This window comes from Pseudomonas sp. PGPR N4 (genome assembly GCF_059693665.1).
Genome location: NZ_JCAUKV010000001.1, coordinates 933,855 through 955,419, shown reverse-complemented (window position 1 = coordinate 955,419; position 21,565 = coordinate 933,855). Strand labels below are relative to the sequence as shown.

Below are 21,565 nucleotides of genomic sequence, written 5' to 3'. Positions count from 1 at the left end.
CCGGAGCGGGCGTGGCCTCACTCCGGTTGCGGCATTGGCAGGCCGCGGGGTCGCTTATTGCGGGCCCATCTTGTCCATCAGGGCGGCGAGCATTTCATACTCTTCGCCGGTCAGGTCGGTCAGTGGCGAACGCACTGGGCCTGCGTCGTAACCGGCGATCTTGGCGCCGGCCTTGACGATGCTGACGGCATAGCCGGCTTTGCGGTTACGGATGTCCAGGTACGGCAGGAAGAAGTCATCGATCAGCTTGCCGACGGTGGCGTGATCTTCGCGAGCGATCGCATGGTAGAAGTCCATCGCGGTCTTGGGCACGAAGTTGAACACCGCCGAAGAGTACACCGGCACACCCAGCGCCTTGTAGGCAGCTGCATACACTTCAGCGGTCGGCAGGCCGCCGAGGTAGCTGAAGCGATCGCCCAGGCGGCGACGGATCGACACCATCAGCTCGATATCGCCCAGGCCATCCTTGTAACCGATCAGGTTCGGGCAACGCTCGGCCAAGCGCTCGAGCAGCGGCGCGGTCAGGCGGCAGACGTTACGGTTGTAGACCACTACACCGATCTTGACCGACTTGCACACGGCTTCAACGTGGTCGGCTACACCGTCCTGGCTGGCTTCGGTCAGGTAGTGCGGCAGCAGCAACAGACCTTTGGCACCCAGACGTTCGGCTTCCTGGGCGTACTCGATGGCCTGGCGAGTAGAACCACCGACGCCGGCCAGAATTGGTACCGAATGCTCGCACGTATCGACTGCAGTCTTGATCACCTGGCTGTACTCGCTGGCGGCCAGGGAGAAGAACTCACCGGTGCCGCCGGCGGCGAACAGCGCAGTCGCGCCATACGGGGCAAGCCATTCCAGACGCTTGATGTAGCCCGCCTGATTGAAGTCGCCCTGGGCATTGAAGTCGGTTACCGGGAACGACAGCAGACCGTGGGAGAGGATGGACTGCAGCTCTAGTGGATTCATTGTTATTGGTTTCCTGTGGCGCTTTTGGGGTGGTGAATCAATCTGAGAGGTAAGTTATCGTACAACCTAAGAAATGACTAGTCCCTTGCCACAGATTTTTTCTCGTAGTCGCTTTCCGCACAAATGCGGCAGGTACCCGCAGGGGGATAGGTGTGGGTCAGGGCGCGGGATGGAGGGAAATAATAAAGCAGCCGTTAGTCATCATATCTCTGCACGGATGGCAGAAAAAAGGATCGCGGGGACAGGCACACGCCCGCCCCGCGCTGCCACGGTAGGTGTTCTGGGACCAGCAGAGGGTGACCGGGGAAGCGGGGGCGGCCTTGCGCCGCCCCGCGATCAAACTAACGAAGCAGGGACTCAGGCAGCCTGGTTGCGCTTGCTGGCCTGGGACTTGCGGACCTGAGCACGGCAAGCATCGCCAAACGCCTCGAAAATCTTGATCGAGTCAGGGTTTTTCGCCGCTTGCCACTCGGGGTGCCACTGCACAGCGAACAGGAAGGGCGAGATGCTCGGGCCGTGGATGGCTTCGACCAAACCGTCTTCAGCCTGGGCGATCGGCTCAAGGCCCTCACCCAGTTTGCGCAGGCCTTGACCATGCAACGAGTTGACTCGGATCTGGTCAGTGCCCAAGGCATCCCGCAGCCAGCTGCCTGGCTTGATGGTGACGCTGTGCACGGCCTGGTATTGCACTTCAACCGGATCCTCGGGGTTTTCCCGGTGATCGTTGAAGCCCGGCTCGGCGTACACCTTCTGGTAGATATCGCCGCCCAGTGCGACGTTGATTTCCTGCATGCCGCGGCAGATGCCGAAGATTGGCAGGCCACGGGCCAGAGCCAGTTTGACCAGCGGGATGTCGAACAGATCGCGGTTCTTGTCCTGGCCTTTGCCTGGCGTCTCGTTCTCCTGGCCGTACAGGGCCGGGTCGATGTTGCTGCCAGCACCGGTCAGATAGACGCCGTCGGCCATATCCAGATAACGCTCGAGGTCATCGGTGCCGCAGCAGGTCGGAACCAGCACAGGCAGGCAGTCGGCGAAGTCGACCAGGGGGGTAATGTATTTGTGGGTCATGACCTGATAGTCATGGCCTTTGCGCTCTTGGCTGCCCATGGTCATCAGGACGACGGGTTTGCGCAGGGAAGTTTGCTTGTTGCCAATGTTGCTGTTGGACATATGTCACCTTGGGACAGGTGCTTCCTGTCGATATTGTGCAGGCGCACGGCCTGGGCCTTGTGTGCGGCCTGGAGCCCCGAGCACTGCCGGCTCGCTGAAGGAGACGATGCCGGTCGGGGCTTGTCTCTAGCTTGCCAGAGCCGTTCGATATGTCAAACGAGGCGTGAGCGCTTTGGCGCCGGTTTCAGGGCGCTTGAGGGAAGCGGAGCCTTGGCTGGCAAGGGTTTGGCAGGGGTTTTGGTAAATATAATTAACGACGCAGTTGGATCATTGCAGCGCTGCAATGATCCAGCCCTTGCACTGCGGCTTATCAGTGCAGAATCTGCTTGAGAAATGCCTGGGCCCTGGCAGTTTTGGGTTGCCCAAAAAACGTTTGTGGCGGGCTGTCTTCGATGATCTGGCCACCCTCAAGAAACAGCACACGCTCTGCCACCTGGCGGGCAAAGCCCATTTCATGGGTGACGCAGAGCATGGTCATGCCGGTGCCTGCGAGCTTCACCAGCACATCCAGGACTTCGGCGACCATCTCCGGATCGAGCGCCGAGGTTGGCTCATCGAACAGCATGATCCGCGGCTTCATGCACAGGGCACGGGCAATCGCTACGCGCTGCTGCTGGCCGCCGGAGAGCTGGCTGGGGTATTTGTCGGCCTGACTGGCGATGCCGACCTTGCTCAGGTACATCCGCGCCCGCTCTTCGGCGTCCTTGCGCGACAGCCCGCGCACGCTGGTTGGGGCCAGCAAGCAGTTGTCGAGCACGCTCATGTGTGGAAACAGATTGAAGTGCTGGAACACCATGCCGATTTCGCTGCGCACCTGAGCGGCCTGACGCGAGGGCTTGGCCAGGTCGATGCCGTCGACATGAACGCTGCCTTGCTCGGCGATCTCCAAGCGGTTGATGCAGCGGATCAAGGTCGATTTGCCCGAACCGGAGGGTCCGCAGAGAACGATACGCTCACCCTCGCGGACCTGCAGGTTGATATCGCGCAGCACGTGGAAGGCGCCGTAGTGTTTGTTCAAGCCTTCTATGTCGATCAGCACTGGGCGGCTATCGGCTTCAGGGGCAAGGCTGGCAAGGTTCAAAGGTGCGGTCATGTTGTTGTTCTCCCGCTGGTTTAGTCAAAGCGTGCTGCGCGGTAAGGCGCAGGGTCGGTGAACGGCTGCTCGCCGGTCATCATCTCGGCGAGCAGGCGGCCGGTCACCGGGCCCAGGGTCAGGCCGTGATGGGCGTGGCCAAAGTTGAACCACAGGCCCTTGTGCCGCGGTGCGGGGCCGATTATCGGGCGCATGTCCGGCAGGCAGGGACGCAGGCCCAGCCAGGGCTGCTCATCCAGGCGTTCGCCGAGCGCGGGGAACAGCCGACGAGCCAGGGCTTCGCAGCGCTGCAACTGGATCTCGTTGGCCGGGGCGTCGCTGGCCGCAAACTCGATGCCGGTAGTCAGGCGGATGCCCTGCGCCATCGGCGCCAGCACATAACCACCCTGGGTGTCGCAGATCGAATGCTGCAGTTGCGCGTCGCCGCGGGTGCCATAGTGCATGTGATAGCCGCGCTTGATGCCCAGCGGAAACCGATAGCCCAGCGGGCCGAACAGCTCGGCCGATTGCGGCCCCAGGCAGATCACGACCTCGTCGGCCGTGACCGCGCCACGCTGGCTCTGCACCTGCCACTGACCGTCAAGCTGGCGCAGGCTGCGCGCATCACCATGGAGGAACTGCCCGCCGCGCTCGACGAACAGCGCGGCATAGCCGCGGGTCAGGCCGCCAGGGTTGCGCACGGTCTTCGGGTCGAGCCAGTGAATGCCGCCTACCACGCCGCCGTCCAGTTGCTGCTCGCGGGCCTGCAGTTGGTCACGTTCGAGGATTTCGTACTGCAGGCCATAGCGCGCCAGGTTTTTTACGTCCTCCTTGGCCTGAACGAACAGCCTCGGGTCGCGAAACACTTCGATCCAGCCTTTGGCCTGGACCAGATCGCTGAGCCCGGCAGCGGCAATCAGCGCGTCGTGTTCCTCGACGCTGCGCTGCACCAGCGGCAGCATATCGGCGGCAGCGCCGGCCAGCCGGCCGGGTGCTGACTGGCGCCAGTAACGCAGCAGCCAGGGCGCCGCCTTGGGCAGGTGCAACAGGCTGTAGCGCACATCCGGCTGGCGGTTCAGGCCATAGCGCAGCAGTGCGCCGACGTTGCGCGGGAAGGCATAGGGGATGACGCTGGAGCGTTCGATCAGGCCGGCGTTGCCATGGCTGGTGCCGCTGCCGGGCTGGTCACGGTCGATCAGAACGACCTGGCGGCTGCGCGCTTGCAACTGCAGCGCGGTACTGACACCGACGATCCCGGCGCCCAGAACAATGGTTTGGCAATGCATGGAGCGTATCCTTGGGTCAGTTCAGGTGGCGGCCGAGGCGGCCTTCCAGGTATTTCAGGGTGCGCCGGACGATTTCCACGATCAGCAGGTAGAGCACGGCGGCCCACAGGTAGATCTGGAAGTCGAAGCTGCGCGAGAACGCCAGCTTGGTCACGCCCATCAGGTCGTAGATGGTGACCAGCGAGGCAATCGCACTGGCCTTGATCATCAGGATCAGCTCATTGCCCAGCGGGCCGATGGCGACCAGCAGCGATTGCGGCATGACCACCTTGAAGAACGTGGTCGAGCGCTTGAGGTTGAGCGCGCGGGCGGCCTCGAACTGGCCTGGGGCGATTGCCAGCAGGCTGCCGCGGAAGATCTCGGCCTGATAGGCGGCCGTGTTCAGGGTGAATGCCAGCAGCGCGCAGTACCAGGCCTCACGGAAGAACCACCACAGCCCGACGTCCTGCCAAAAGCTCTTGAACGAGCCAAGGCCGTAATACAGCAGAAACAGCTGCGCGAGCAGTGGTGAACCGCGGAAGAAGTAGATATAGCCAGCCGCCATGCGATTGAGCACGGTCTTGTTGGAGATCCGCGCCAGCGCCAGCAGCAGGCCAAGCACGGCGCCGAGGGTGAAGGAAATGGCCACCAGCTTGGCAGTCACCAGCAGACCATCGATGAAGCGCGGCCCGTAGCGCTGCAGCAGGTCGGGGTCGACCACCAGCGCCAGTAATTGTTCGAAGTTCATGCCCGCGCTCCTTGCAGGTGGCGGCTATAGCGCCGTTCGATGAAGGCAAACACGCGCCCGGACAACGCCGAGAACAGCAGATAGCCCAGGCAGGCGACGCCATAGAAGAACATCGGCTCCTTGGTCACGCTGACGGCGAGGTTGGTCTGGCGCATCAGGTCGACCAGCGAGATAGTCGAGACCAACGACGTGTCCTTTAGCAGCGACAGCCAGTTGTTGGACAGGCCGGGCAGGGCGATCCGGGTCAGTTGCGGCAGTACCACCTTGAAAAAACCGGTGCGTTTGCTCAGCCCCAGGGCCGAGCAGGCTTCGAGCTGGCCCTTGGGCAGGGTCTTGAACGCCGCCAGCCAGATTTCGCTGGAAAACGCAGCAAACACCAGGCTGAAGGCGATCATGGCGGCCAGGAAGGTATTGATCAGTACCTCACCTTCATAGCCCATCGCCGCCAGCAGCTTTTGTGCCGCGATCTGGCAGCCGTAATAAATGATCAGCAGCGTGAGCAGTTCAGGCAGGCCGCGAAACACCGTAGAAAAGGTGGTAGCCCAGGCCCGCGGCAGGCGCTTGCGTGAGCGCGCGGCCATTGCCACCAGCAGTCCCAGCGGCAAGCCGATCGGCAGGCAGGCCAGCGCCAGTGACACCGTGACCAGCGCGCCGGCCAGCAACGCCGGGCCCCAACCACCGCTGGCAAAAGACAACAAAGACAATTGATCGAGCATGGGTGTTTCCCCAGCCAGGTGAACGTGGCGGCGCGCAAGGCAGGGCGCCCACGGCGCGAAGCCTGCCTTGCGCTGACCGATCAGTTATAGATGTCGAAGGCGAAGTACTTGCTGGCGATCTTCTGATAGGTGCCGTTGGCGACAATCTCGCTCAGCGCCTTGTTCAGCCGCTCGCGCAGTTGCTGATCGTCCTTGCGTACGGCAATCGCCGCATTGGCCTTGGTCTGGTTGACGTCACCGAGCACCTTGCAGCAGTCCTTGCCGTTTTTCTGCTGCCAGTCGAGCAGCGGAAACTTGTCGGCGATGACTCCGTCCAGGCGGCCGGCAGCCAGGTCGGCATTGGCCTCATCCATGGTCGGGTAGAGCTTGACGTTGGCGCCCGCCGGGCCATACACGTCCTCGGCATAGATAGCCTGGGTCGAGGACGACTGGGCGCCGACCGTGTAGCCCTTGAAGTCGGTCTGGGCATCGGTGATCGGGCTGTCCTTGGCGACCGCCACGGACAGTGGTGTGCGGTAGTAATGGTCGGTGAAAGCGATCTTCTTGCGCCGTTCTTCGGTGTCGATCATCGAGGCGACTACGGCATCGTACTTTTTCGCCATCAGTGCCGGGATGATGCCTTCCCAGTCTTGCGCCACCAGCGTGCACTCGACTTTCATCTGCTCGCACAGGGCGTGGGTGATGTCGATGTCAAAGCCATGCAGCTTGTTATCGGCATCGACATAGTTGAAGGGCGGATAAGCGCCCTCTGTGGCGAAACGCAGGGTCTCGGCGCTGGCCGCACCCGCCAGCAGCAGGGCACACGCACCCACCATAGCCATCGTCTTGTTCATCTCGCACCTCTGGGTTGCACTCTTGCTATTGTTGTTTGTCCGCGGGCCACGAGGTGTAGCCGACGAACTCGTTATGTAGAGCGGCAGTCGCTTCCAAGCGTTTTTCAACATCCGGCCCGAGCTTCTTGCAGACCTCGTTGACCATCAGGTGCACCCACGACAGCATCGCCGAGGTGGATTCCCAGAACAGATTGAATTCGGTGGGGATGCGGAACACCTCATCGGCGTTGGCATCGGCCCAGTCACAGAAGGTGTCGGTCACCAGCGTGACCGGGATGCCTGCCTGGCGTGCCTTCTGGCACAGCAGCAGGGCATGGCGCGAATAACGGCGGGCCTCGAACACCACCAGCGCGCAGTGTTCGGGGCGGGTCAGCAGCACGTCGCCAAAGTGCCCGGCGCTGCCATCCACAGCCTGTACGCCATCGCGCAGGTAGTGCAGCAAATGGGTCATGCACTGGGCGACGCCGCGTTCGGTCTGAAACCCTGCGACAAATACCCGTGGCCGCTGCGCCAGGCGCTGAGCAACCCGGTGCCAGGCCTCGCTACGGCTGTATTCATGGACGCGCACCAGTGCGGCGATTTCCAGCTCCAGGCTGCCGGCGCTCTGGCTGTCGTCGTGCTGCTGGCGGTATTCCTGCAAGCGGTCACCGACCAGCCACGGCCCGTCGCCGAGGTCGTTCTGCAGGTCCTGCTTGAGCGCCTTGAGGTGGGCGTAGCCGAGCGAGCGGCAGAAGCGACCAACGCTGGATTCGCTCACTCCGAGCTTTTCCGCGATGCTGGCGGAGGTCTGGAACGGCACTTCATGCAGGTTGCCGAGCATGTAGCTGGCGATCGTGCGGCCTGAGGCAGCTGCGCCGTGCAGGCTGTTCTCCAGGCGTTGCTTGATCGATTGACTCATGTCGGACTCCGGTCGGGTAGGGCGTGGAATAGAAAATGAATGTTTTCTGTCATCAAGTCAACAATTGACAGATAGCTGTCATGTAGCTGACAGTTTTCACCCGTGGCACACTCCGAGCCAAACAATTTCAACAAGGAGCTCCAGATGTCTGCATCTTCGACCAGCGGTACCGTGCGCATGCCCTTTGCCGAACTGCAGACGTTATTGCAGGCGATCCTTGAACAGCACGGTTGCAGTGAGCCGGTGGCGGCAGCGCTGGCATTCAACTGTGCCAGTGCCCAACGCGACGGCGCTCATAGCCATGGGGTGTTTCGTATCCCGGGCTACGTGTCGACGCTGGCCAGTGGCTGGGTTGACGGCAAGGCGCTGCCCGCGGTGACCGACGTCGCCTCCGGCTATGTTCGCGTCGATGCCGGCGGTGGCTTCGCCCAGCCCGCGCTGGCGGCGGCGCGGCCGTTGCTGCTGGCCAAGGTGCGCAGTGCCGGGATCGCGGTGTTGGCGATCCATAACTCGCATCACTTCGCGGCGCTGTGGCCGGACGTCGAACCGTTCGCCGATGAAGGCCTGGTGGCCTTGAGCGTGGTCAACAGCATGACCTGTGTAGTCCCGCACGGTGCGCGCCAGCCGTTGTTCGGCACCAACCCGATTGCCTTTGCCGCGCCCTGCGCCGAGCATGACCCGATCGTGTTCGACATGGCCACCAGCGCCATGGCCCATGGCGATATCCAGATCGCGGCCCGCGAAGGGCGGCAACTGCCGCTGGGCATGGGGGTAGACGCCAAGGGCCAGCCGACCACCGACCCGCAGGCGATTCTCGACGGCGGCGCGCTGTTGCCGTTTGGCGACCACAAAGGCTCCGCGCTGTCGATGATGGTCGAGTTGCTCGCGGCGGCGCTGACCGGCGGTAACTTCTCCTGGGAGTTCGACTGGTCGGCGCATCCCGGGGCGAAGACGCCATGGACCGGGCAACTGCTGATCGTCATCGACCCGAGCAAGGCCGAAGGCGAGCGTTTTGCGCAGCGCAGCCGCCATTTGCTGGAGCAGATGCAGGCGGCCGGCCTGTCACGCATGCCCGGCGAGCGGCGCTATCGTGAGCGTGCCACGGCCGAGCGCGAAGGTGTCGCACTGAGCGAAACCGAGCTGCAGGGCCTGCGCCAATTGCTCGGCTGATCGTCATGTTGCATGGGTTGAAATACCTGGGCCGTGCAACCTTGCACAGACCCGTTGCAGCAAGGTGATGTTTCTCTGCCCCGACTCCGGGTATCCTCGCTCAAGCTTTTCCGAACTGTGCTGATTCAAGGAGCTGTCCGCTGTGTTCAAACATGTCGATGCCTATGCCGGCGATCCGATCCTCTCGTTGATGGAAACCTTCAAGGCCGACCCGCGTGCGGCCAAGGTCAACCTGAGCATCGGCCTGTACTACGATGCTGCCGGCATCGTGCCGCAGTTGGCGGCAGTGGCCGAGGTTGAAAAACGCCTGGCCAACCAGCCTCACGAGGCTTCGCTGTACCTGCCAATGGAAGGTCTGGCCAGCTATCGCCAGGCGATCCAGGCGCTGCTGTTTGGTAACGACCACCCGGCAGTGACCGGCGGCCGTGTGGCTACCGTGCAGACCGTAGGCGGCTCGGGCGCGTTGAAAGTCGGCGCCGACTTCCTCAAGCGTTACTTCCCGCAGTCCGAAGTCTGGGTCAGCAATCCGACCTGGGACAACCATCGCGCCATCTTCGAAGGTGCGGGTTTCAAGGTGAATACCTACCCGTACTTCGACACCGCTACCCGTGGCGTCGACTTCGCCGGCATGCTGGCTGCGTTGCAGACTCTGCCCGCTAACAGCGTGGTGCTACTGCACCCGTGCTGCCACAACCCGACCGGTGTCGATCTGGACCAGAACCAGTGGCAGCAGGTTGTCGAAGTGGTCAAGGCACGCGAGCTGATCCCGTTCCTCGACATTGCCTACCAAGGCTTCGGCGAAGGCCTGGAGCAGGATGCCTACGCCATCCGCGAAATGGCCCGTGCCGGCGTGCCGTGCCTGGTCAGCAACTCGTTCTCGAAGATCTTCTCGCTGTACGGTGAGCGCGTTGGCGGTCTGTCGGTGGTGTGCGACGACCAGGCCAGCACCCAGAGCGTGCTTGGCCAGCTCAAGGCAACCGTGCGCCGCAACTACTCCAGCCCACCAGCATTCGGTGCGCAACTGGTTGCCGGCGTGCTCGGCGATGCCAGCCTCAATGCACAGTGGGCAGCAGAAGTCGAAGTGATGCGCCTGCGTATCCTTGAGATGCGCCAAGGTTTGGTCGACCTGCTCGGCGAGCTGCTGCCAGGGCAGGACTTCACATTCTTCCTCGAACAGCGCGGCATGTTCAGCTACACCGGCTTCAGTGTCGAGCAGGTCCGCCGTCTGCGTGACGAGTTCGGCGTTTACCTGATCGACAGTGGCCGGGTGTGCATGTCCGGCCTGCGTCCAAGCAACCTGCGCCAGGTTGCCGAGGCGTTCGCCGCAGTCCAGCGCTAATCAGGGCAGGGGCCGGCAATCGGCCCCTTTCAGCCGGTCTGGCAACACGGGGTTGCCCCTGGGTTGTCATGACAAGTGCAACCGCCGCTCGGACAGGGCTTCGCAAGCGTCACCTTTCAGTGCACAATCGCGCCCCTCTTTTTCGGTTGAGGTGCGCGAGCCTAGTGTTTCGCCACGCTCAGCCTGTTGCAGTCTTGCGAGTGGAGTTGCACCCGGATGAATGAGCAGGCCTCAAGCGTTGAACAACGCTTCGAACAAACCACCAGTGCCACCCTCGGCAGCTGGGCACGACAAGATACCACCTGGATGCTCGGCCTGTTTGGCACCGCGATTGGCGCCGGCACCCTGTTCCTGCCGATCAACGCAGGCCTGGGCGGTTTCTGGCCGCTGCTGATCCTCGCCGCGCTGGCGTTCCCGATGACTTATTACGCCCACCGCGGCTTGACCCGCTTCGTGCTGTCCGGGCGTGGCGGCGACATCACCGAGGTGGTCGAGGAGCATTTCGGCCTCAAGGCTGGCGCGCTGATCACCGTGCTGTACTTCTTCGCGATCTTCCCGATCCTGTTGATCTACAGCGTGGCCCTGACCAACACCGTCAGCAGCTTCATGGAGCATCAACTGCACATGACCCCGCCACCGCGGGTGTTGTTGTCGTTTGGCTTGATCCTCGGCTTGCTGGCCATCGTGCGTTGCGGTGAACAGGCTACGGTCAAGGTCATGAGCCTGCTGGTGTACCCGTTCATCGTCGCCCTGGCCTTGCTGGCGCTGTACCTGGTGCCGCACTGGAGTGGCGGTATTCTCGATACCGCGATGCAGGTGCCATCGGGCTCGGCGTTCCTGCACACCGTGTGGCTGGCAATCCCGGTGATGGTGTTCTCGTTCAACCACTCGCCGATCATTTCCGCGTTTGCTGTCGACCAGAAGCGCCGTTACGGCGAGCACGCCGACGAGCGCAGCGGGCAGATCCTGTCGCGTGCGCACCTGTTGATGGTGGCGATGGTGCTGTTCTTCGTATTCAGTTGCGTGCTGACCCTGGACAGCGCCCAGTTGGCCGAAGCCAAGGCGCAGAACCTGTCGATCCTGTCGTACCTGGCCAACCACTTCAGCAACCCGACCATTGCCTTTGCTGCACCGCTGATTGCCTTCATTGCCATCGCCAAGTCGTTCCTGGGCCACTACATCGGTGCCAGCGAAGGCCTCAAAGGCATTATCGGCAAGACTGGCCTGCGCCCCGGGGCCAAGGCTCTGGACCGCATGGTCGCAGCGCTGATGCTGGTGGTGTGCTGGATTGTCGCCACCCTCAACCCGAGCATCCTGGGCATGATCGAATCGTTTGGCGGGCCGATTATTGCCGCGCTGCTGTTCCTGATGCCGATGTACGCCATCCGCAAGGTGCCGTCGATGCGCAAGTACAGCGGGGCGATGTCCAACCTGTTTGTGGTCTTCGTCGGCCTGGTCGCGATCAGCTCGGTAGTCTACTCGCTGGCCGCCAGCGTGCTCGGCTGGTGATGGCTTCTATATAAGAGGATGCCCGGACCGCCTGCTGCGCTCCGGGCATTTTTTTGTTCACACGAATTCCCCGGCAGTAGAACAATTTCATCGCTACCCATAGGCTTGAGCGGCGCTTCATGCTTAACTCGGTGTCCTTTTCAAACACCCGCATAAGGATTCCGCTCATGGCTCAAGTGACCCTCAAAGGCAACCCGGTTCAGGTCAAAGGCAACCTCCCGCAAGCTGGCGCTCAGGCACCTGCGTTCTCGCTGGTTGGTGATGGCCTGGCTGACAAGTCGCTGCAAGACTACGCCGGCAAGCGCAAAGTGCTGAACATCTTCCCAAGCGTTGACACGCCAACCTGCGCGACTTCCGTGCGCAAGTTCAACGCCCAGGCCAACGAGCTGAACAACACCGTTGTGCTGTGCGTATCGGCCGACCTGCCGTTTGCTCAGGCGCGCTTCTGCGGTGCCGAAGGCCTGGAAAACGTCCAGAACCTGTCGACCCTGCGTGGCCGCGAATTCCTCGAAAACTACGGCGTAGCCATTGCTGACGGCCCGCTGGCTGGCCTGGCGGCACGCGCTGTTGTCGTCATCGACGAGAACGACAAAGTGCTGCACAGCGAGCTGGTTGGCGAAATCGCCGAAGAGCCGAACTACGAGGCGGTCCTGGCTGTCTTGAAGTAAGCGCAGCGGGGCCGCTCTGCGGTCCGCGCACGCAACAAGCAATACCCTGAAACGGCCTGGACCCTGCTCCAGGCCGTTTTCATTTAAAGTTCATCGCGTTAGCAACGTCAGCCCAAGGTAAATGCCCTGTAAAGCTGCTTTGCTAAACCGATATCAGTGCTTATCGTTCACCCTCCCAAGTCGCCGTTTCCGAACAAGGTTCGTTCAAGCCATGCAAGCTCCTGTCTCCCGCTCCCCCCGTCGCTGGCTGTTTGGCCTGCTGATCCTGGTCCTGGTGGCCCTGTTGGCCTGGTGGCTGTGGCCTGCCGCGTCGACGCCCAAGGATCAAGCCGGGCGCGCAGGCAAGAGCGGCCGGCCTGGTTTTGGCAGTTCTGCCGAGGCCGTGCCAGTGCGGGTAGAGCCGGTGCAGGTGGGCGACTTCCCGCTGTACTACAAGGCCCTGGGCACCGTGACCGCCAACAACACGGTCAACGTGCGCAGCCGCGTCGCCGGTGAGCTGGTCAAGGTCCACTTCAAGGAAGGCCAGCAGGTCAAGGCCGGCGACCTGCTGGCCGAGATCGACCCGCGCAGCTACCGCATCGCTTTGCAGCAGGCCGAAGGCACCCTGGCGCAGAATCAGGCGCAGCTGAAAAACGCCCAGGTTGACGTGGCCCGCTATAAAGGCCTGTACGCCGAAGACAGCATCGCCAAACAGACCCTGGACACCGCCGAGGCGCAGCTGGCGCAGTTCCAGGGCCTGATCAAGACCAATCAGGCCGCAGTCAGCGACGCCCGGCTCAACCTCGACTTCACCCAGATCCGCGCACCGATCAGCGGCCGCCTGGGCTTGCGTCAGCTCGACCTGGGCAACCTGGTCGCGGCCAACGACACCACGGCGCTGGTCGTGATCACCCAGACCGAGCCGATCAGCGTCGCCTTCACCTTGCCGGAAACCGAATTGACCACCGTGCTCGAGCGCTATCGCAGCGGCGCTGTTCTGCCCGTCGAGGCCTGGGACCGCAACGAGAGCAAGCTGCAGTCCAGTGGCGTGCTCGGCAGCCTGGACAACCAGATCGACACCACCACTGGTACTCTCAAGTTCAAGGCGAGCTTTGCCAACAAGGATCAGGCGCTGTTCCCCAACCAGTTCGTCAACGTGCGCCTGCTCGCCGACACCCTCAAACAGGTGGTCATGGCCCCAGCGGCTGCGATCCAGTTCGGTAACGATGGCAGCTTTGCCTATGTGGTCAACGCAGAGAGCAAGGTCAATATCCGCAAACTGAAGGTTGGCCCGAGTGATGGCGAGCGCAGTGTGATCCTCGACGGCTTGGTCGCCGGTGACCGCTTGGTACTGGAAGGTACCGATCGCCTGCGTGAAGGCAGCGCGGTAGAAGTGGTGGAGGACAGCTCGCAAGTACCGACCACCCCCGGTCAGCATCTGCAAGGCCAGGATGGCAGCGGCACCAGCGAGGCTGGCACGTCGGGCAAGGCGGGCGCATGAACCTCTCGCGGCTGTTCATCCTGCGCCCGGTCGCCACCACGCTGAGCATGCTGGCGTTGGTCCTGGCTGGCCTGATTGCCTACAAGCTGTTGCCGGTAGCGGCCTTGCCCCAGGTCGATTACCCGACCATCCGGGTCATGACTCTATATCCCGGTGCCAGCCCGCAGGTCATGACCAGCGCCGTCACTGCGCCACTGGAACGCCAGTTCGGGCAGATGCCGGGCCTGACCCAGATGGCCTCGACCAGCTCCGGCGGCGCCTCGGTGCTGACCCTGCGCTTCAGCCTCGACATGAACATGGACGTTGCCGAGCAACAGGTGCAGGCCGCGATCAACGCCGCCAGCAACCTGTTGCCCAGCGACCTGCCAGCGCCGCCGGTTTACAACAAGGTCAACCCGGCTGATACGCCGGTACTGACCCTGGCAATCTCGTCCAAGACCATGCCGTTGCCCAAGCTCAACGATCTGGTCGATACCCGGGTTGCGCAGAAGCTTGCCCAGATCAGCGGTGTGGGCATGGTCAGCATTGCCGGCGGCCAGCGCCAGGCCGTGCGGATCAAGGTCAACGTCGATGCCCTGGCGGCCAACGGCCTCAACCTGGAAGACGTACGCACCTTGATCGGCGCGTCCAACGTCAACCAGCCCAAAGGTAACTTCGACGGCCCCACCCGGGTGTCGATGCTTGATGCCAACGACCAGCTGCGCTCCCCCGAGGAATACGCCAACCTCATCCTCGCCTACAACAATGGTGCACCGCTGCGCCTGAAAGACGTGGCTGAAATCGTCGATGGCGCCGAAAACGAACGCCTCGCGGCGTGGGCCAACGAGAACCAGGCAGTGCTGCTGAATATTCAGCGCCAGCCCGGCGCCAACGTCATCGAAGTGGTCGACCGCATCAAGGACCTGCTGCCGTCGATCACCGACAACCTGCCGGCAGGCCTGGATGTGATGGTGCTGACTGACCGCACTCAGACCATCCGCGCTGCGGTTACCGATGTACAGCACGAGTTGCTGATTGCCATCGTGCTGGTGGTGATGGTGACGTTCGTGTTCCTGCGCCGGGTCAGTGCCACCATCATCCCGTCGATTGCCGTACCGCTGTCGCTTATCGGTACTTTTGGTGTCATGTATCTGGCGGGTTTTTCCATCAACAACCTGACGTTGATGGCGCTGACCATCGCCACCGGCTTTGTCGTCGATGACGCAATCGTCATGCTAGAGAACATTTCCCGCCATATCGAGGAGGGCGAGACGCCGATGCAGGCCGCGCTCAAGGGCGCCCGGCAGATTGGCTTCACCCTGATCTCGTTGACCTTCTCGCTGATTGCCGTCCTCATCCCGCTGCTGTTCATGGCTGACGTGGTCGGCCGCCTGTTCCGCGAGTTCGCCATCACTCTGGCGGTGGCGATCCTGATTTCGCTGGTGGTATCGCTGACCCTGACGCCGATGATGTGCGCCCGCTTGCTCAAGCGCGAGCCCAAGGAAGAAGAGCAGAGCCGTTTCTATCGCGCCAGCGGCGCCTGGATTGACTGGTTGATCGAGCACTACAGCCGCGGCCTGCGTTGGGTATTGCGCCACCAGCCGCTGACCCTGCTGGTTGCCATCGCCAGCATGGTGCTGACCGTGGTGCTGTACATGGCAGTGCCCAAGGGCTTCTTCCCGGTGCAGGACACCGGGGTGATCCAGGGCATCTCCGAAGCGCCGCAGTCGACCTCGTTCGCCGCCATGAGCGAGCGTCAGCAAGCGCTGAGCAAGATCATCCTGCAGGACCCTTCGGTGCAAAGCCTGTCGTCCTACATTGGCGTGGATGGCGACAACGCCACGCTGAACAGTGGCCGCTTGCTGATCAACCTCAAAGCCCACGGTGAGCGCGACGTCAGCGCCACTGAAGTGATCGCACGCCTGCAGCCGCAAGTCGACAAGCTGGTCGGTATCCGCCTGTTCATGCAGCCGGTGCAGGACTTGAGCATTGAAGACCGGGTCAGCCGTACCCAGTACCAGTTCAGTTTGTCGTCGCCAGACGCCGACATGCTCGCCACCTGGAGTGGCAAACTGGTTCAGGCCCTGCAACAGCGGCCCGAACTGCGCGACGTGGCCAGCGACCTGCAAGACCAGGGCTTGCAGGTGTACCTGGTGATCGATCGGGATATGGCCAGCCGGCTGGGCATCAACGTCTCGCAGATCACCAACGCGTTGTATGACGCCTTCGGTCAGCGGCAGATTTCCACCATCTACACCCAGGCCAGCCAGTACCGAGTGGTCCTGCAGTCGCAGAACGCCGCCAACATCGGCCCGGCGGCGCTGGAGTCGATTCACGTCAAGGCCAGTGATGGCGGTCAGGTGCGGCTGTCGGCACTGGCACGTATCGAGCAGCGCCAGGCGCAGTTGGCGATCTCCCACATCGGTCAGTTCCCGGCGGTGATGATGTCGTTCAACCTGGCACCCGGTGTGGCGCTGGGTGAGGCGGTGGCGGCGATCGAGCAGGTGCAGCAGGAGATCGCCATGCCGATTGGCGTGCAGACCCGCTTCCAGGGCGCTGCCGAGGCCTTCCAGGCATCCCTGTCGAGCACCTTGTTGCTGATTCTGGCGGCTGTGGTGACGATGTATATCGTGCTCGGCGTGCTCTACGAGAGTTACATCCACCCGATCACCATCCTCTCGACCCTGCCGTCGGCGGCGGTCGGCGCCTTGCTGGCGCTGCTGATCAGCGGCAATGACCTGGGCATGATCGCCATCATCGGCATCATCCTGCTGATTGGTATCGTCAAGAAGAACGCGATCATGATGATCGACTTTGCCCTGGAGGCCGAACGCAACCAAGGCATGACCCCACACGATGCGATCTACCAGGCGGCGCTGCTGCGCTTCCGGCCGATCCTGATGACTACGCTGGCGGCGTTGTTCGGCGCGGTGCCGTTGATGCTTGCCACCGGCTCCGGCGCCGAGCTGCGCCAGCCGCTGGGGCTGGTGATGGTTGGCGGGCTGCTGGTCAGCCAGGTTCTGACACTGTTCACCACACCGGTCATCTACCTGTACTTCGACCGCCTGGCCCAGCGCTGGCGGCCACGCGATGACGCCAAGCAGGCGCAAGCATGAACCTGTCCGGGCCATTCATTCGCCGGCCGGTCGCGACCATGCTGCTGAGCCTGGCGATCATGCTGCTGGGCGGGGTCAGTTTTGGTCTGCTGCCGGTGTCGCCGCTGCCGCAGATGGACTTTCCGGTAATCGTGGTCTCGGCCAACCTGGCCGGCGCCAGTCCCGAGGTGATGGCCTCCACCGTAGCCACGCCGCTGGAACGCAAGCTTGGTGCCATTGCTGGCGTTACCACCTTGACCAGCAGCTCCAACCAGGGCTCGACCCGGGTCATCATCGGTTTTGAGCAGGGCCGCGACATCGATGGTGCCGCGCGGGAAGTGCAGGCGGCGATCAACGCCACCCGCAACCTGCTGCCCAGCGGTATGCGCAGCATGCCCACCTACAAGAAGATCAACCCGTCGCAGGCGCCGGTGATGGTCATCGCGTTGACCTCCAGCGTGCTGCAGAAGGGGCAGCTGTACGACCTGGCCGATACCATTCTGTCGCAGAGCCTGGCCCAGGTCAGTGGAGTAGGGGAAGTGCAGATCGGCGGCAGCTCGCTGCCGGCGGTACGCATCGCGCTCGAGCCGCAGCTGCTCAACCAGTACAGCCTGTCGCTGGATGAGGTGCGCACGGCGGTGAGCAATGCCAACCAGCGCCGGCCGATGGGCTTTGTCGAGGATGCCGAGCGCAACTGGCAGGTGCGCGCCAACGATCAGCTGGAAAAAGCCAGGGACTATCGGTCGCTGGTAATTCGCCAGAAGGACGGCGCCATCCTGCGTCTGTCGGATGTCGGCACGGTCACCGATGGCGTCGAGAACCGCTACAACAGTGGTTTTTTCAACGACCAGAGCGCGGTGCTGCTGGTGATCAACCGGCAGAACAACGCCAACATCATCGAGACCGTGGCGCAGATCAAGCAGCAACTGCCCGCGCTGCAGTCGCTGTTGCCCGCCAGCGTCAAGCTGGACATCGCCATGGACCGCTCGCCGGTGATCAACGCGACGCTCAAGGAAGCCGAGCACACCTTGCTGATTGCTGTAGTGCTGGTGATCCTGGTGGTCTATCTATTCCTTGGCAACCTGCGTGCCTCGCTGATCCCAAGCCTTGCGGTGCCAGTGTCGTTGGTCGGCACCTTTGCGGTCATGTATCTGTGTGGCTTCTCGCTGAACAACCTGTCGCTGATGGCGCTGATCCTGGCCACCGGGCTGGTGGTCGACGACGCCATCGTAGTGCTGGAGAACATCTCCCGGCATATCGAGAACGGCCAGCCGCCCATGCGCGCGGCGTTTCTCGGCGCCAAAGAGGTGGGCTTTACCCTGCTGTCGATGAACGTCTCGCTGGTCTCGGTGTTCGTCTCGATCCTGTTCATGGGCGGCATCGTGCGCAGCCTGTTCCAGGAGTTCTCGATCACCCTGGCGGCGGCGATAATCGTCTCGTTGATCGTTTCGCTGACGCTGACGCCAATGCTCTGCGCGCGCTGGCTCAAGCCCCACGAACAACAGCCCAACCGCCTGCAGCGCTGGAGCGACCGCCAGCATCAGCGCATGGTCGCCGGGTACGACCGCAGTCTGGGTTGGGTCCTGCGCCATCGTCGCCTGACCTTGTTCAGCCTGTTGCTGACCATCGGCGTCAATGTGCTGCTGTATGTGGTGGTACCCAAGACCCTGATGCCACAGCAGGACACCGGCCAACTGATGGGTTTTGTGCGTGGCGACGACGGCCTGTCGTTCAGCGTGATGCAGCCGAAAATGGAAATCTACCGGCGGGCGCTGCTGGCTGACCCGGCGGTGCAAAGCGTGGCCGGCTTCATCGGCGGCAACAGCGGCACCAACAATGCCATGGTGCTGGTGCGCCTGAAGCCGATCAGCGAACGCAAGATCAATGCCCAACAGGTGATCGAGCGCCTGCGCAAGGAGCTGCCCAAAGTACCCGGCGGGCGCTTGTTCCTCATGGCCGACCAGGACCTGCAGCTGGGCGGCGGTGGCCGCGACCAGACCTCTTCGCAGTACCTGTACACCCTGCAGAGCGGTGATCTGGCTGCGCTGCGCGAGTGGTTCCCCAAGGTCACCGCGGCGATGCGCGCGCTGCCCGAGCTGACCGCCATCGACGCCCATGACGGTGCCGGCACTCAGCAGGTAACGCTGGTGGTCGATCGTGATCAGGCCAAGCGCCTGGGCATTGATATGGACATGGTCACCACGGTGCTCAACAACGCCTACAGCCAGCGGCAGATCTCGACCATCTACGACAGCCTCAACCAGTATCAGGTAGTGCTGGAGATCAATCCCAAGTATGCCTGGGACCCAAGCACGCTGGAGCAAGTCCAGGTGATCACCGCCGACGGCGCGCGGGTGCCGTTGTCAGCCTTTGCCCGCTACGAGAACAGCCTGGCCAACGACCGAGTCAGCCACGAGGGCCAGTTCGCCTCGGAAGACATCGCTTTTGACGTGGCCGAGGGCTACAGCACCGATCAGGCCATGGCCGCGGTCGAGCGGGCAGTGGCCCGGCTGGGCCTGCCGGAAGACGTGATCGCCAAGCTTGGCGGTACCGCCGACGCGTTCAGCAAGACTCAGGAAGGGCAGCCGCTGATGATCCTCGGCGCCTTGGTGCTGGTGTATCTGGTGCTGGGGATTCTCTATGAAAGCTACATCCACCCGCTTACCATCCTCTCGACCCTGCCATCTGCTGGCGTGGGTGCACTGCTGGCGATGTACGTAACAGGCGGCGAGTTCAGCCTGATCTCGCTGCTGGGGCTGTTCCTGCTGATCGGCGTAGTCAAGAAAAACGCCATCCTCATGATCGACCTGGCTCTGCAACTGGAGCGCAACGAAGGCCTGTCGCCGGAAGAGTCGATCCGGCGTGCTTGCCTGCTACGCCTGCGCCCGATCCTGATGACCACCATTGCCGCCATCCTCGGCGCCTTGCCGCTGTTGCTGAGCAATGCCGAAGGCGCCGAGATGCGCCAACCGCTGGGCCTGACGATCATCGGCGGGCTGGTCTTCAGCCAAGTGCTGACGCTTTATACAACGCCTGTGGTCTACCTCTACCTCGATCGCCTGCGCCACCGATTCAACCATTGGCGCGGTGTACGTACCGACGCTGCACTGGATACCCCGCTATGAATTTTGCCCAAACTCCGCTTCACCGTGCCTTGCAGCTGCTGGGCCGCGGCCGTGGCTCGCGCCTGTTTGGCGCCAGCCTCTGCGTGCTGATGCTCAGTGCCTGCACGTTGAGCCCGGATTACCAGCGGCCCGAGCTGAGCACGCCTGCCCAGTTCAAGCAGGCCGAAGGCTGGACTCAGGCCAAACCGTCGGATGCGATTGCCCGTGGCGCCTGGTGGGAGCTGTACGGTGATGCCCAGCTCAACAGCCTGGTCGAGGAGCTCAACCGCAGTAACCAGACCGTTGCCCAGTACGAAGCGCAGTATCGTCAGGCCACCGCATTGATCCGCAGCAGCCGCGCCTCGTTGTTCCCCAGCCTCGATCTGTCGGCAGGCAAGAACCGCTCGGCGCAGGGCACCGGTAGCAGTAGCTCGAGCCTGTCGAACAACAGCAGCGGTATCCGCAACACCTACACCACTCAGCTCGGGGTGAGCTGGGAGATCGACCTGTGGGGCAAGCTGCGGGAAACCCTCAATGCCAACGAAGCCAGTGCCGAGGCGAGCTTTGCCGAGCTGGCAGCGATGCGCCTGAGCTTGCAGTCGGAGCTGGTGCAGAACTACCTGCAACTGCGTGTGATCGATGAGCAGAAGCGCTTGCTCGAGGCCACCGTGGCCGCTTACGAGCGCTCGCTGAAGATGACCGAAAACCAGTACCGAGCTGGCGTGTCCGGGCCGGATGCGGTCGCCCAGGCGCGCACCCAGCTCAAAAGCACCCAGGCCGACCTGATCGACCTGATCTGGCAGCGCGCCCAGTATGAGAACGCAATTGCCGTGCTGATGGGCAAGGCCCCCGCGGACTTTGCCCTGGCTGACAGCAAGTCGATCCCGGCGCTGCCGCAGGTGCCGCTGGCGCTGCCGTCGCAATTGCTCGAACGGCGCCCTGACATTGCCTCGGCGGAGCGCAGTGTTATGGCTGCCAACTCGAGCATCGGCGTGGCCCGCGCGGCGTATTTCCCGGACTTGAGCCTGAGCATGAGCGGCGGCTACTCGAGCAGCAGCTTCAGCAACTGGATCGAGCTGCCGAACCGCTTCTGGTCGGTCGGACCGTCATTGGCCATGACCTTGTTCGATGCCGGTAAACGCAGCGCCGAAGTGGACCGCACCGTCGCGGTGTACGACCAGACCGTGGCGCAGTATCGGCAGACCGTGCTCGATGGCTTCAGGGAGGTGGAAAACTACCTGGTCCAGCTCAAGGTCTATGGCGATGAAGCAGTCGTACGCCAGGAAGCGCTGGAGGCCGCACGCCAGTCGCTGCGCCTGACCGAAAACCAGTACCGGGCCGGCCTGATTGGCTACCTGGACGTGGTCAATGTGCAGGCCACTGCGCTGAGCAACGAACGCAGCGTGCTCAATTTGCTGCAAGGGCGGCTGATCGCCAGCGTGCAATTGATCGCCGCGTTGGGTGGTGGTTGGGATAGTCAGCAGGCGTTCAGCCAAGCGCAACAACAGGGCGAATCCGACTAGGGTTTGACGCCGTGAAAGCGGCGTTTTCCC

General features: G+C 62.8%; 16 protein-coding genes. 8 read left to right on the top strand and 8 right to left on the bottom strand.

The features are described 5' to 3' along the window. Positions 1 to 54 precede the first annotated feature (54 nt). The 8 genes from kdgD to AC58X1_RS04175 all read right to left on the bottom strand — a co-directional run bounded on the left by kdgD (position 55) and on the right by AC58X1_RS04175 (position 7,668). Positions 55 to 966, bottom strand: a complete 912-nt coding sequence (gene kdgD, locus AC58X1_RS04210; RefSeq protein ID WP_150569136.1) for a 5-dehydro-4-deoxyglucarate dehydratase — start codon at positions 964 to 966, stop codon at positions 55 to 57. Between the two features lie 357 nt (positions 967 to 1,323). After that, positions 1,324 to 2,136, bottom strand: a complete 813-nt coding sequence (locus tag AC58X1_RS04205; RefSeq protein WP_188036069.1) for a gamma-glutamyl-gamma-aminobutyrate hydrolase family protein — start codon at positions 2,134 to 2,136, stop codon at positions 1,324 to 1,326. A 310-nt stretch (positions 2,137 to 2,446) separates the two neighbouring features. After that, positions 2,447 to 3,229: an amino acid ABC transporter ATP-binding protein gene (locus tag AC58X1_RS04200; protein WP_150569138.1), complete on the bottom strand. Its 783-nt coding sequence runs from the start codon at positions 3,227 to 3,229 to the stop codon at positions 2,447 to 2,449. A 20-nt stretch (positions 3,230 to 3,249) separates the two neighbouring features. Next, on the bottom strand, positions 3,250 to 4,494 hold the full coding sequence (locus AC58X1_RS04195) for an NAD(P)/FAD-dependent oxidoreductase (RefSeq protein WP_497428400.1): 1,245 nt from the start codon (positions 4,492 to 4,494) through the stop codon (positions 3,250 to 3,252). Positions 4,495 to 4,510: 16 nt separating this feature from the next. Then, positions 4,511 to 5,221 carry an ABC transporter permease subunit gene (locus AC58X1_RS04190; protein ID WP_314480933.1) on the bottom strand — a complete coding sequence of 237 codons (711 nt, stop codon included), beginning with the start codon at positions 5,219 to 5,221 and terminating at the stop codon, positions 4,511 to 4,513. After that, positions 5,218 to 5,937, bottom strand: a complete 720-nt coding sequence (locus tag AC58X1_RS04185) for an ABC transporter permease (RefSeq protein ID WP_101319736.1) — start codon at positions 5,935 to 5,937, stop codon at positions 5,218 to 5,220. Before AC58X1_RS04185 ends, AC58X1_RS04190 begins: the two co-directional genes overlap by 4 nt. 80 nt (positions 5,938 to 6,017) lie before the next feature. After that, a complete protein-coding gene (locus AC58X1_RS04180; RefSeq protein WP_150569142.1) occupies positions 6,018 to 6,770 on the bottom strand; it encodes a transporter substrate-binding domain-containing protein in 753 nt (250 codons plus the stop codon). Positions 6,771 to 6,795: 25 nt separating this feature from the next. Then, positions 6,796 to 7,668 carry a MurR/RpiR family transcriptional regulator gene (locus tag AC58X1_RS04175; RefSeq protein WP_101319732.1) on the bottom strand — a complete coding sequence of 291 codons (873 nt, stop codon included), beginning with the start codon at positions 7,666 to 7,668 and terminating at the stop codon, positions 6,796 to 6,798. 144 nt (positions 7,669 to 7,812) lie between these two features. On the opposite strand from AC58X1_RS04175, the gene AC58X1_RS04170 reads away from it, so the two are divergent. From AC58X1_RS04170 to AC58X1_RS04135, 8 genes are all read left to right on the top strand, one after another. Then, on the top strand, positions 7,813 to 8,838 hold the full coding sequence (locus AC58X1_RS04170; RefSeq protein WP_150571724.1) for an Ldh family oxidoreductase: 1,026 nt from the start codon (positions 7,813 to 7,815) through the stop codon (positions 8,836 to 8,838). Positions 8,839 to 8,980: 142 nt separating this feature from the next. Beyond that, entirely contained in the window at positions 8,981 to 10,177 is a 1,197-nt protein-coding gene (locus AC58X1_RS04165) for an amino acid aminotransferase (protein ID WP_497428399.1), read from the top strand. Positions 10,178 to 10,393: 216 nt separating this feature from the next. Continuing rightward, positions 10,394 to 11,686 carry a serine/threonine transporter gene (locus tag AC58X1_RS04160; protein ID WP_101319726.1) on the top strand — a complete coding sequence of 431 codons (1,293 nt, stop codon included), beginning with the start codon at positions 10,394 to 10,396 and terminating at the stop codon, positions 11,684 to 11,686. Positions 11,687 to 11,853: 167 nt separating this feature from the next. Continuing rightward, complete coding sequence (tpx, locus tag AC58X1_RS04155) at positions 11,854 to 12,354, top strand: thiol peroxidase (protein WP_101319724.1); 501 nt, start codon at positions 11,854 to 11,856, stop codon at positions 12,352 to 12,354. Between the two features lie 211 nt (positions 12,355 to 12,565). Beyond that, positions 12,566 to 13,834: an MdtA/MuxA family multidrug efflux RND transporter periplasmic adaptor subunit gene (locus tag AC58X1_RS04150; RefSeq protein WP_150569144.1), complete on the top strand. Its 1,269-nt coding sequence runs from the start codon at positions 12,566 to 12,568 to the stop codon at positions 13,832 to 13,834. Beyond that, positions 13,831 to 16,929 carry an MdtB/MuxB family multidrug efflux RND transporter permease subunit gene (locus AC58X1_RS04145; RefSeq protein WP_150569145.1) on the top strand — a complete coding sequence of 1,033 codons (3,099 nt, stop codon included), beginning with the start codon at positions 13,831 to 13,833 and terminating at the stop codon, positions 16,927 to 16,929. The genes AC58X1_RS04150 and AC58X1_RS04145 overlap by 4 nt, the downstream gene beginning before the upstream one ends. Then, on the top strand, positions 16,926 to 20,033 hold the full coding sequence (locus AC58X1_RS04140; protein ID WP_497428398.1) for an efflux RND transporter permease subunit: 3,108 nt from the start codon (positions 16,926 to 16,928) through the stop codon (positions 20,031 to 20,033). Before AC58X1_RS04145 ends, AC58X1_RS04140 begins: the two co-directional genes overlap by 4 nt. Further along, positions 20,030 to 21,535, top strand: a complete 1,506-nt coding sequence (locus tag AC58X1_RS04135) for an efflux transporter outer membrane subunit (protein ID WP_401182613.1) — start codon at positions 20,030 to 20,032, stop codon at positions 21,533 to 21,535. The genes AC58X1_RS04140 and AC58X1_RS04135 overlap by 4 nt, the downstream gene beginning before the upstream one ends. Positions 21,536 to 21,565: the final 30 nt, after the last annotated feature.